Source organism: Streptomyces sp. NPDC032745 (assembly GCF_055579465.1).
This window is the reverse complement of sequence record NZ_JBVING010000019.1, coordinates 96,871-107,611: the sequence shown is the minus strand read 5'-3', so window position 1 is coordinate 107,611 and position 10,741 is coordinate 96,871. Positions and strand designations below refer to the sequence as shown.

The 10,741-nt window shown below is 67.9% G+C and carries 11 protein-coding genes; 3 read left to right on the top strand and 8 right to left on the bottom strand.

The genetic code is table 11. The features are described 5' to 3' along the window. Positions 1-161: 161 nt before the first annotated feature. The 7 genes from ACZ5WG_RS35905 to ACZ5WG_RS35875 all read right to left on the bottom strand — a co-directional run bounded on the left by ACZ5WG_RS35905 (position 162) and on the right by ACZ5WG_RS35875 (position 6,077). Positions 162-1,544 (bottom strand): nucleobase:cation symporter-2 family protein, encoded by a 1,383-nt coding sequence (locus ACZ5WG_RS35905; protein ID WP_468728801.1) that lies wholly within the window; start codon positions 1,542-1,544, stop codon positions 162-164. A gap of 303 nt (positions 1,545-1,847) precedes the next feature. Then, on the bottom strand, positions 1,848-3,251 hold the full coding sequence (locus ACZ5WG_RS35900) for an 8-oxoguanine deaminase (RefSeq protein WP_468728723.1): 1,404 nt from the start codon (positions 3,249-3,251) through the stop codon (positions 1,848-1,850). Positions 3,252-3,455: 204 nt separating this feature from the next. Continuing rightward, positions 3,456-4,379 (bottom strand): factor-independent urate hydroxylase, encoded by a 924-nt coding sequence (gene pucL, locus ACZ5WG_RS35895; RefSeq protein ID WP_054226574.1) that lies wholly within the window; start codon positions 4,377-4,379, stop codon positions 3,456-3,458. A 1-nt stretch (position 4,380) separates the two neighbouring features. Further along, positions 4,381-4,770: a hydroxyisourate hydrolase gene (uraH, locus tag ACZ5WG_RS35890; RefSeq protein WP_468728722.1), complete on the bottom strand. Its 390-nt coding sequence runs from the start codon at positions 4,768-4,770 to the stop codon at positions 4,381-4,383. Between the two features lie 2 nt (positions 4,771-4,772). Beyond that, complete coding sequence (gene uraD / locus ACZ5WG_RS35885; protein WP_468728721.1) at positions 4,773-5,291, bottom strand: 2-oxo-4-hydroxy-4-carboxy-5-ureidoimidazoline decarboxylase; 519 nt, start codon at positions 5,289-5,291, stop codon at positions 4,773-4,775. A 154-nt stretch (positions 5,292-5,445) separates the two neighbouring features. Continuing rightward, the gene (locus ACZ5WG_RS35880) at positions 5,446-5,829 is read right to left on the bottom strand and encodes a helix-turn-helix domain-containing protein (RefSeq protein WP_266662320.1); all 384 of its coding nucleotides are present in this window, start codon (positions 5,827-5,829) and stop codon (positions 5,446-5,448) included. Continuing rightward, positions 5,826-6,077: a thiamine-binding protein gene (locus tag ACZ5WG_RS35875; RefSeq protein ID WP_383509964.1), complete on the bottom strand. Its 252-nt coding sequence runs from the start codon at positions 6,075-6,077 to the stop codon at positions 5,826-5,828. The genes ACZ5WG_RS35880 and ACZ5WG_RS35875 overlap by 4 nt, the downstream gene beginning before the upstream one ends. A 126-nt stretch (positions 6,078-6,203) precedes the next feature. Between ACZ5WG_RS35875 and ACZ5WG_RS35870 the strand changes: the two genes are divergently transcribed. The 3 genes from ACZ5WG_RS35870 (at position 6,204) to ACZ5WG_RS35860 (ending at position 9,700) form a co-directional block, all read left to right on the top strand. Next, positions 6,204-7,037: a TIM barrel protein gene (locus tag ACZ5WG_RS35870; protein ID WP_468728720.1), complete on the top strand. Its 834-nt coding sequence runs from the start codon at positions 6,204-6,206 to the stop codon at positions 7,035-7,037. 75 nt (positions 7,038-7,112) lie between these two features. After that, positions 7,113-8,012 carry a 2-hydroxy-3-oxopropionate reductase gene (locus ACZ5WG_RS35865; protein ID WP_468728719.1) on the top strand — a complete coding sequence of 300 codons (900 nt, stop codon included), beginning with the start codon at positions 7,113-7,115 and terminating at the stop codon, positions 8,010-8,012. 230 nt (positions 8,013-8,242) lie between these two features. Continuing rightward, a complete protein-coding gene (locus ACZ5WG_RS35860; protein ID WP_468728799.1) occupies positions 8,243-9,700 on the top strand; it encodes a catalase in 1,458 nt (485 codons plus the stop codon). A 397-nt stretch (positions 9,701-10,097) separates the two neighbouring features. Here the strand turns inward: ACZ5WG_RS35860 and ACZ5WG_RS35855 are convergent, their stop codons facing one another. Then, positions 10,098-10,721, bottom strand: coding sequence for an ATP-binding protein (locus ACZ5WG_RS35855; RefSeq protein WP_468728718.1), 624 nt, complete (start codon positions 10,719-10,721; stop codon positions 10,098-10,100). Positions 10,722-10,741: the final 20 nt, after the last annotated feature.

Genomic DNA, 10,741 nt, shown 5'->3' with positions numbered 1-10,741 from the left:
GGCAACTAGATGCTGAAGAGGAAGATTGTTTTTTTAGTGGGTGTGGGGGGGGGGGTGGTCTGGGGTGGGGCCACCACGCGTGGTGTGCTTGACCACCCCCCCCCCCCCCCCCCCCCTCCTCCCCCCCCCCCACCGCCGTGGTGGGTCGGACCCCGTCAGGGTCAGTGCACCGGTACCGGTTCCGGAGCCGCCGCGGCCCGCTGGGCGCCGAAGTGGTTGAAGGCCAGGTTGAGGGCGATGGCCACCACGCAGCCGGTGCTGATGCCCGAGTCTAGGACGACCAGCAGGTCCTTCGGGAACGCGTGGTAGAAGTCCGGCGCCGCGATCGGGATCAGGCCGATGCCCACCGAGGCGGCGACGATCAGGGCGTTCTCGCCCTTCTCCATGGCCGCGCCCGCCAGGGTCTGGATCCCGCTGGCCGCGACCGAGCCGAACAGGACGATGCCGGCGCCGCCGAGCACCGGCAGCGGGACCACTCCGATGACGGAGGCGGCGATCGGGCACAGGCCCAGCAGGATCAGGATGCCGCCACCCGCGGCGACGACGAACCGGCTGCGCACCTTGGTCATCGCCACGAGCCCGATGTTCTGCGCGAAGGCGCTGCACATGAACCCGTTGAACAGCGGGCTGAGCGCGCTGCCGAGGGTGTCGGCGCGCAGCCCGCCCTCGATCGTCTTCGCGTCCGCCGGGCGGCCGACGATCTTGCCGAGGGCCAGGATGTCGGCGGTGGACTCGGTCATGCAGACCAGCATGACGATGCACATGGAGACGATGGCGGCGACCTGGAACTGCGGGGCGCCGAAGTGGAACGGAGTCGGGAAGCCCACGAGGGAGGCGTTCCTGACGGCGTCGAAGCTGGTCATGCCGAGCGGCAGGGCGATCAACGTACCCGCGACCAGGCCGAGCAGGATCGAGATCTGCTGGAGGAAGCCGCGCAGGAACTTGCGCATCAGCAGGACGGTCACGAGGGTGACGGCGGCCATGCCGATGTTCTTCATCGAGCCGTAGTCGGTGGCGGTGCGGTTGCCGCCCTGGGACCAGTTGAAGGCCACCGGCAGCAGGGACACGCCGATCAGGGTGATGACCGTACCGGTGACCACGGGCGGGAAGAAGCGGACGAGCTTCCCGAAGTACGGGGCGGCGAGGAAGCCGACGAGCCCGGCGACGATGATCGCGCCGAAGATGACGGGGACGGCGTCGGCGCCCTCACCCTTGCCGATGGCGATCATCGGGGTCACACCGGCGAACGAGACGCCGTTGACGAAGGGGAGCTTGGCGCCGATCTTCCAGAAGCCGAGGGTCTGGAGGAGGGTGGCGAGGCCCGCGGTGAAGAGCGAGGCGCCCATCAGGAACGCGGTCTCGGTGGCGGAGAGTCCGACGGCAGGGCCGACGATCATGGGCGGGGCGACGACACCCGCGTACATGGCGGCAACGTGCTGGAGTCCGCTGGTGAACATTTTCAGCGGAGGCAGGGTCTCGTCGACCGGGTGCTTCTCCTCCGGTATTGCGACTGCATCTTTGCGAAACCTGGGCGCCTGGGCCACGGCTTCCTCCGTTCGGTTGAACACGCCGGCAGGGGCGTGGTGTCTTGGAGGTGGTGCGAAAGCGGTGCAAGTCGAGCCTTGTATTCAGTTGTGGGGGTGCCGTGGTCGCAGTGGTCCACGGCATGCAGAAACGATTCGCCCGAGTCGTTCGCGCAGAAGACGAAGAGCAGCGGTGGCACGAGTCACCGCCCCGGGAGCACCCTCGGAATCCTTCGGGCGCTTCCCGGGAACGGCTGCCGCGGACCCCGCTCGGGTCCGCGACCGCCGGCCGGGGGCCGTCCCCCCCGGCCGGACTCCGTGGGATCAGCCCTGCGCGGAGATCCGCGCGAGGCGCTGGGCCTCTTCCCGGGTGGACACCGCGATGGAGTCCTCGTCGGCGAAGAGAAGACGGTTGTTCTCGACGATCTGCTTGCCGTTGACCAGCGAGAGGGTCACCGGGGCGGCCGCACCGAAGACCAGCGCGGTGACCGGGTCGGCGATCGAGGAGTGGGCCAGGGTGCTGAGGTTCCACATCACCAGGTCGGCGCACTTGCCGACCTCCAGCGAACCGATGTTGTCGGCGCGGCCGAGGACCTGCGCGCCGCCGTACGTACCGAGGCGCAGGGCCTGGCGCGCGTTGAGGGCGGCCTCGCGGTGGACCGGGTTCAGCCGGTTGATCAGCAGCGCGTTGCGCAGCTCGGTGTGCAGCTCACCGGACTCGTTCGAGGCGGTTCCGTCCACGCCGAGGCCGACCGGGACGCCGGCGGCGAGCATGTCCGGGACGCGGGCGATGCCGGCGGCCAGACGGGCGTTGGAGGACGGGCAGTGCGCGACGCCGGTCTTGGTGCGGGCGAACGCGGCGATGTCGGAGTCGTTCATGTGGACGCTGTGCGCCATCCACACGTCCTCGCCGAGCCAGCCGGTCGACTCGAAGTAGTCGGTCGGGCCCATACCGAACAGTTCCTTGCAGAACTGCTCTTCCTCGACGGTCTCGCTGCCGTGCGTGTGCATGCGCACACCGAGGCGGCGGGCCAGCTCGGCGCCCTGCTTCAGCAGCTCGGTGGAGACCGAGAAGGGGGAGCAGGGGGCGACGGCGACCTGGGTCATCGCGTCGAAGGAGTAGTCGTGGTGCTTCTTGACCGTCGCCTCGGTGTCGGCGAGCGCACCCTCGAGGGTCTCGACGGCGTGGTCCGGGGGCAGGCCGCCGTCCTTCTTGCTGCGGTCCATGGAGCCGCGGGCGAGGGTGAAGCGGACGCCCATCTCGGACGCGGCGCGGATGATCGCGCCGGAAAGGTCGCCGGAGCCCTTGGGGTAGACGTAGTGGTGGTCCATGGCGGTGGTGACGCCGCCCTTGGCCATCATCGCCAGGGAGCCCTGGGCGGCCGTGTAGGCCATCTGCTCGTCGATGCGCGCCCATGTCGGGTACAGCGCGACGAGCCAGTTGAAGAGGTTGTGGTCGGTGGCCAGACCGCGGGTGATCCACTGGTAGAAGTGGTGGTGGGTGTTGACCAGACCCGGGGTGACGAGGTGACCCGTGCCGTCGATGCGGCGGACCACGTTGTCGAGGTTCTCGGGGGCTTTGCCCGCACCGATCGACTCGATCTTGTTGCCGGCGACGACCACGTAGCCCGAGGCGTACTCGGTGTCGTTCGCGTCGACGGTCGCAATCGCACAGTTCTCGATGACGATGCGCTCTACGGCGCTGTCATGCGCTGCCGATGCTGCCATGGGACTTCCTCGTGCTTTCAGTGGCGGTGGGGGCACGGCAGGACCCAGGGGATTTGAGTGCCGGAGCCGGGGACCTCGACAGCTGACAGTACTGCCGTCCCGCGTGGCGCTCCGGGTGCCGATTCAGGAAGTTGAAGCGTGTCGCGCGGTCCCGGGGCCACTGCGGAGCCCCGGGACGCGCGTGCCGCGCTCTTCGACGGTGTCTCAGAGGTTGGTCATGTCCACGGGGATGCGGGCGTCAGCGCCGTCCCGGAGGATCGTGGCCTCGATCAGACCGTACGGGCGGTCCGCGGCGAAGTAGACCTCGTTGTCGTTCTTGAGGCCGAACGGCTCGAGGTCGACGAGGAAGTGGTGCTTGTTCGGGAGCGAGAAGCGGACCTCGTCGATCTCCGAACGGTGGTTGATGATGCGCGAACCCATCTGGTACAGGGTCTGCTGCAGCGAGAGGGAGTAGGTCTCCGCGAAGGCCTGGAGCATGTGCTTCTTGGTCTCGGCGTAGGACTTCTCCCAGTTGGGCATCCGCTGCTCGTCGTCGGTCCAGTTGAAGCGCCAGCGACCCGACACCTGGGTGGCCAGGATGCGGTCGTACGCCTCCTGCAGGGTCGTGTACTTGTCCTTCACGTAACCCCAGAACTCGGAGTTCGTGGAGTTCATGACGATCAGGTCCTTGAGGCCGGAGATGACCTCCCAGTTCTGGCCGTCGTACGTGATCTGGGTGACGCGGGTCTCCATGCCCTTGCGGACGAAGGAGTGGTTGACCTCGTCGGAGCCGATGAACTTGGAGTTGGCGTCCGAGGTGGCGATCCGGTCCCAGGCGTACTCCTCGATCCGGATGCGCGCACGCTGGATCGGCTCCTGGCTGTTCACGAACCAGCGCGCCAGGTGGATGCCGAACTGCTCGGCGGACTCGATGCCGTACTCCTTGGCGAACGCGTACACCGTGTTCTTGGTGGTGTCCGTCGGAAGGACGTTGGCGTTCGAGCCGGAGTAGTGGACGTCGTCCATGTCGCCGGAGAGGGCGACCGAGACGTTCAGGTCCTTGATGTGGTGGGTGTCGCCGTCCCGCGTGATCTTGACGACGCGGTTCTCTGCCTTGCCGTACTGGTTCTGGCCCAGAATCGTGGCCATGCTAGCTCCCTCGGTAAACGGAGTAGCCGAACGGGTTGAGCAGCAGCGGTACGTGGTAGTGCTCGCCCGGGTTCACCGCAAAGGTGATGGTGACCTCGGGGAAGAACGCACCGCTGTCCCTTACGCGGGGGGCGTCCTGCTGCGCCTCGGCTTGCTTCTTCAAGAAGTACGTCTCGGTCTCGAAGTCGAGACGTACGTGGGTGGTGCCCTCCGGCAGCGCCGGCAGGTCCTTGCAGCGCCCGTCGGCATCGGTGGCGGAGCCGCCCAGGGCCGCCCACTCGCCGTCCAGGCCCGTACGGGCCGAAAGGGAGATGGCGACGCCCTCGGCGGGCTTGCCGATGCTGGTGTCCAGGATGTGCGTGGACACCGACGCGGTGGTCTCGGTGCTCATGCTCACGCTCCTTCTTCTGCGAGTTCGACGAGGCGGGTCAGACGGATCCGGTTGATCTTCACGAGCTCGCCGCGGGCGGTCTCCCGCTCCTGTTCCGGCGAGTTGTCGATCCGGACCTTGACCGCGTCGCGCATGAACTCACCGGTCGCACCGGTGGCGCAGATGAGGAAGACGTGGCCGAACTTCTCCTGGTACGCCAGGTTCAGTTCGAGGAGCTCGTTCTTGAGCTCCTCCGAGGCTCCGGCCATGCCGCGCTGCTCGCGGGCGGAGGTCGGGTCTCCCGGCTTCGGGCGGCCGATCGGCGCGTGGCCTGCCATCGCTTCGGCCAGGTCCTCGGCGGTGAGCTCGGCCATGGCGGCCTCGTTCGCGGAGAACAGGGAGTCGGCGGTGGCGAAGGGGCGCTGGGCGAGCAGCTTGCTCCCCCATGCCGAACTGGCGCACACCTCGTGCAGCTCGGCCGTGGCCGCGCCGTCGTCCAAGGCGTTGAACCGGGTGAGACCCGGGGTCGGACTCGAAGTCACGGTAGGCCTCCGTGGCCTGTTGTTGCTTTGACGGGCTGGGCATAGCTAACGCCCTCGACAACACGGCGTCAACACTTTGTTGAAACTTCCCGTACACAAAAGCCGCCGCCCGGATGAATTGGGCGGCGGCTCGTCACAGCGGGTCAAGCAGGCTTCACGCCTTGCTGTTCTTGTTGGGGTTTTCCCTGTTCAGGTAGTTGTAGACCGTGAAGCGGCTTACGCCCAGGGCGCCCGCGACCGTCTCCACGCCGTGCCGGACGGAGAAGGCGCCGCGCGCCTCCAGTATCCGGACGACGTCTTGCTTGGACTTCCGGTCGAGCTGAGACAACGGTACGCCGTGCCGGCGCTCCAGCGCCGCCAGGATGTGGTCCAGCGAGTCGGACAGCTGGGGCAGGCGCACGGCCAGCAGCTCCCGGCCTTCCCACGACAGGACCACGTCGTCGGGCAGGGCCTGGGCCGGATCCATCAGCTCGCCGCCCATCGCGTCGACCAGCGGCTTGACCGCGGTGACGAACGGGTGGTCGCGGGGCTCGGTCATGGGGTGTCCTCCCCGATCACGTTGACCTGGAGCGAGACGCGCGTGGCCCCGGACTCCAGCGAGTCGCGCAGCAGCGCGGCCACCGCGGTCAGCACCTCGTCGGCGTCACCCTCGGCGGTGTTGCCGAACGGACCTACGTCCACCGCGTCCAGCTGGGCCTTCTGGATGACCTCGCGAGCGGCCACGGCATGGGCAGGGGCCTCTTCGAGATCGAAGGGCTCGGTCGTGAACTCCACTCTCAATCGCACGCTGGTCAAGCTACCTCCCGGTCAGCTTTTTTCGGCAGTCCGTACTTGACATCTACGACGAGCCCGATGCAGTCTTCCATCAAGCAGAAACTAACTTCCGCAATACGGAAGGAGCGCACACCCCTCATGGGATACACGGACCAGCGCTTCGATGTGAACCTTTCGATCCTCTTCACGGAACTCCCGCTTCTGGAGCGTCCCGCGGCTGCCGCCGCGGCGGGCTTCACGGCGGTCGAGCTGTGGTGGCCCTGGATCGAGACCCCCACCCCCGCCCAGGCGGAACTCGACGCCCTCAAGAAGGCTCTTGAGGACGCCGGCACCCAGCTGGTGGGCCTGAACTTCTACGCCGGCCAGCTGCCGGGCCCGGACCGCGGTGCGGTCTCGGTACCCGGTGAGGAGTCGGACCGTTTCAACGCCAACATCAACGTGGCCGCGGACTTCGCAGCCTCGGTCGGCTGCAAGGCGCTGAACGCCCTCTACGGCAACCGCGTCGAAGGGGTGGACCCGGCCGTTCAGGACGAGCTCGCCCTGAAGAACCTGGTCGTGGCGGCCCGGGCCGCGGACCGCGTCGGCGCGATCCTCCTGATCGAAACCCTCAACAAGCCCGAGTCGCCGCTCTACCCGCTGGTGAGCGCCCCGGCCGGCATCGAGGTAGTGGACAAGGTGAACGAGGCCACCGGTCTCGGCAACGCCAAGTTCCTGCTCGACCTGTACCACCTGGCGATGAACGATGAGGACCTCTCCGAGGTCATCGAAAAGTACGCCGCCAAGACCGGGCACGTCCAGATCGCGGACAAGCCCGGACGAGGTGCCCCCGGCACCGGCGAGCTGCCCCTCGAGGAGCTGCTCGACCAGCTGAAGAAGGCCGGATACGAGGGCTACGTAGGCCTGGAGTACAAGGCCGCCGACGCTGCCGCGTCCTTCGCATGGCTGCCGGCCGAGGCCCGCGCCGCGAAGTAGGCGGACAAAGTCCAGGCGATCAGCCAGGCACGTCACGAACTTTTCGTACAAAGCATTAAGAGAAGGACCCTCATCATGAGCAACCCCGCTGCGCTCCCGTCGATTGCCTGGATCGGGCTCGGCATCATGGGCTCCCCCATGGCCGAGAACCTCCTGAAGGCCGGCTACTCGGTCACCGGCTTCACCCTGGAGCAGGACAAGCTGGACCGCCTGGCCGCCGCCGGCGGCTCCGCCGCCGGCTCGATCGCCGAGGCCGTCAAGGACGCCGACGTCATCATCACCATGGTGCCCGCCTCCCCGCAGGTCGAGGCCATCTCCTACGGTGAGAACGGCATCCTCGAGAACGCGAAGTCCGGCGCGCTGATCATCGACATGTCGTCGATCACCCCGCAGACCTCGATCGACCTCGCGAAGAACGCCGCCGCCAAGGGCATCCGCGTCATCGACGCCCCGGTGTCCGGCGGCGAGGCCGGCGCCATCGAGGCCGTACTGTCGATCATGGTGGGTGGCGAGCAGGCCGACTTCGACGCGGCGCTGCCGATCCTCGAGGCGCTCGGCAAGGTCATCGTCCTGTGCGGTCCGCACGGCTCCGGCCAGACGGTGAAGGCCGCCAACCAGCTCATCGTCGCGGTGAACATCCAGGCGTGCGCCGAGGCCGTCGTCTTCCTCGAGAAGTCGGGCGTGAACCTCCAGGCCGCCCTGGACGTCCTCAACGGCGGTCTGGCCGGCTCCACGGTCCTGACCCGCAAGAAGGACAACTTCCTGAACCGCGACTTCAAGCCCGGTTTCCGGATCGACCTGCACCACAAGGACATGGGCATCGTCACCGACGCCGCCCGCAACGTCGGTGCGGCCCTCCCGGTCGGCGCGGTCGTCGCCCAGCTGGTCGCCTCGCTGCGCGCCCAGGGTGACGGCGGCCTGGACCACTCGGCTCTGCTGCGCGCGGTCGAGCGCCTCTCCGGCGCCCAGATCTGAGCCCGCGGCCCGCTCGCCGGGCCGCCGCTCCTCCCCCGTTCGGGGGCCTGAGTTTCCGGATGGTGCCGGTGCTGACACCTGTCCTGTCGCGCCCAAGCGCCGGCACCGTCCGGATCACCTCTCTCCATCTTTGTTCAACAAACTGTTGACGCTGCGTTCGGCCTGAAATTAGGCTGTTCCGCATGACGGAAGACGCTTTCCGTCAGCAGGTTCCCGTACGGAAGGTCACCATGTCGAAGCGCACGCTGACGACCGAGTCCGGCGCCCCGGTCGCCGACAACCAGAACTCCGCCACCGCCGGCGTCGGTGGCCCGCTGCTGATCCAGGACCAGCAGCTGCTTGAGAAGCTTGCCCGCTTCAACCGTGAGCGCATACCGGAGCGCGTGGTGCACGCCCGCGGCTCGGCCGCGTACGGCCACTTCGAGGTGACCGACGACGTCACCGCGTACACCAGCGCCGCGTTCCTGAACACGGTCGGCAAGAAGACCGAGACCTTCCTGCGGTTCTCCACCGTGGCCGACTCGCTGGGTGGTGCGGACGCGGTCCGCGACCCGCGCGGCTTCGCGCTGAAGTTCTACACCGAAGAGGGCAACTACGACCTCGTCGGCAACAACACCCCGGTGTTCTTCATCAAGGACCCGATCAAGTTCCCCGACTTCATCCACTCCCAGAAGCGCGACCCGTTCACGGGCAAGCAGGAGCCGGACAACGTCTGGGACTTCTGGGCGCACGCCCCCGAGGCGACGCACCAGATCACCTGGCTGATGGGTGACCGCGGCATCCCCGCGTCGTACCGCCACATGAACGGCTACGGCTCCCACACCTACCAGTGGACGAACGAGCAGGGCGAGACCTTCTTCGTCAAGTACCACTTCAAGACGAACCAGGGCATCCGCTGCCTGTCGGGCGAGCAGGCCGCCGAGCTCGTCGGCAAGGACGCGAACTCGCACCAGACCGACCTGCTCCAGGCGATCGAGCGCGGTGTGAACCCGAGCTGGACCCTGTACGTCCAGATCATGCCGGCCGCCGAGGCCGCGGAGTACCGCTTCAACCCGTTCGACCTCACCAAGGTGTGGCCGCACAGCGACTACCCGCTGCAGCGCGTGGGCCGTCTGGTCCTCGACCGCAACCCGGACAACGTCTTCGCCGAGGTCGAGCAGTCCGCCTTCTCCCCGAACAACTTCGTCCCGGGCATCACCGCCTCGCCGGACAAGATGCTCCAGGGCCGTCTCTTCGCGTACGCCGACGCCCAGCGCTACCGCCTCGGTGTGAACCACACCCTGCTGCCGGTCAACGCCCCGAAGGCGACGAAGGCCGAGAACTACGGCCGCGACGGCGTCATGGCGCTGCGCAACGGCTCGCGCCACGACAAGAACTACGAGCCCAACTCGTACCAGGGCCCGGCCGAGACCGGTCTGGCGCTCGGCGCCCCGAAGGCCGTCTCCGGCTACACGGGCACCCACGAGGCCCCGGCCCACACCAAGGACGACGACTTCTTCCAGGCCGGTGAGCTCTACCGCCTGATGTCGGAGGCCGAGAAGCAGCGTCTGGTGGCGAACATCGCCGGCGGCCTGTCTCAGGTCACCCTCGAGGACGTCATCGAGAAGAACCTGGCTCACTTCCACGCCGCGGACGCCGACTACGGCAAGCGCGTCGAGGAGGCCGTCCGCGCCCTGCGCGACGCCTGAGCCGAATAGCTGCACCGGGGACCTGGCGGGAGGTCAGGTCCCCGGTGCCGAGCCCGAACCGCGGACCCGGATGAGGGGTGGTACGCGGCAAGGGCCGGACGAGGACCGCGACGGGCGTGTGAGCCAGTGCGGTGGTAATGGGTGCCGAGGCCCGTCTCTTGACCTGAGGGAGACGAAGCCGAAGCTCTCGTCACCGCCCGTCGCGGTCCCAGCCACTCCTCATGTACAGGGGCCACGCACAGGGTCCCCTGTACATGAGGACAGCCTCTGTACATGAGGACAGCCTCCCCAACGACTCCGCCCGGCGATGCGAATGTCCTGTCGCGCCAGCCTCGTACCGTCGGGCGGTCAAACCCAAAGCGCCGAGTCACGGACGGTCCCGTGACTCGGCGCTTTGTCATGCGCGGCGGTCGATGACGTCGACGGACAGATGCGGCCACGGCGCAATGAGCGCGGCCAGTTCGCCCGATGCGGGTCCGGTCGCCGCGCGCAGCGGCTCGGCGGGGCTGAAGTGGACGGTCGTACCCGTCCTGCCGTCGGCGGTGATCGGTGTCAGGTCCGTCGCGGGAACGCCGTGCTCGTAGCGCTGGAGCCAGGCTCCGCCCGCGCGGCGGTTGGTGTGGACGAGCCACTCGCTGAGCGCCGCGACGACGGACATGCCGCGCCGCGGGTGGCCGTCGGGCAGGATCTGCGCGTCGGGGTGATCGAAGAACCGGAGGTCCTTCGTCGCCATGATCGGCTTCTTCACCGGTCGGCCGTGATCGTCGAGGCGGGTGTCGGTGCCCCGGCCCTCGTCCGCCACGGACACCGAGCCGTCGGCGTGGAGCGTGACCGTGCAACGCCCCCCGCCGACACACTCCGCCTCGTCGGCCGCGTAGGCGACGACTTCGAGGAGCAGGTGGGGAAGGCCGCCAGGGGCGAATACGGCCTGGTTCTCACGGATGTGGGCAAGGTGGCCGGCGTCCACGGAACCTGCCCAGTCGTGCGTCGTGTTGCGCCACGAGGCCATTGATCTGTCCATCACAGCAGTATGCCGACCGG

What these genes read in the sequence shown, in the direction of transcription:
- ACZ5WG_RS35860 (WP_468728799.1), top strand. Translation starts at nt 8,243, where the DNA reads ATGTCGAAGCGCACGCTGACGACCGAGTCCGGCGCCCCGGTCGCCGAC.
- ACZ5WG_RS35900 (WP_468728723.1), bottom strand. Translation starts at nt 3,251, where the DNA reads ATGGCAGCATCGGCAGCGCATGACAGCGCCGTAGAGCGCATCGTCATC.
- ACZ5WG_RS35870 (WP_468728720.1), top strand. Translation starts at nt 6,204, where the DNA reads ATGGGATACACGGACCAGCGCTTCGATGTGAACCTTTCGATCCTCTTC.
- ACZ5WG_RS35880 (WP_266662320.1), bottom strand. Translation starts at nt 5,829, where the DNA reads ATGACCGAGCCCCGCGACCACCCGTTCGTCACCGCGGTCAAGCCGCTG.
- uraH (WP_468728722.1), bottom strand. Translation starts at nt 4,770, where the DNA reads ATGAGCACCGAGACCACCGCGTCGGTGTCCACGCACATCCTGGACACC.
- ACZ5WG_RS35855 (WP_468728718.1), bottom strand. Translation starts at nt 10,721, where the DNA reads ATGGACAGATCAATGGCCTCGTGGCGCAACACGACGCACGACTGGGCA.
- pucL (WP_054226574.1), bottom strand. Translation starts at nt 4,379, where the DNA reads ATGGCCACGATTCTGGGCCAGAACCAGTACGGCAAGGCAGAGAACCGC.
- ACZ5WG_RS35865 (WP_468728719.1), top strand. Translation starts at nt 7,113, where the DNA reads ATGAGCAACCCCGCTGCGCTCCCGTCGATTGCCTGGATCGGGCTCGGC.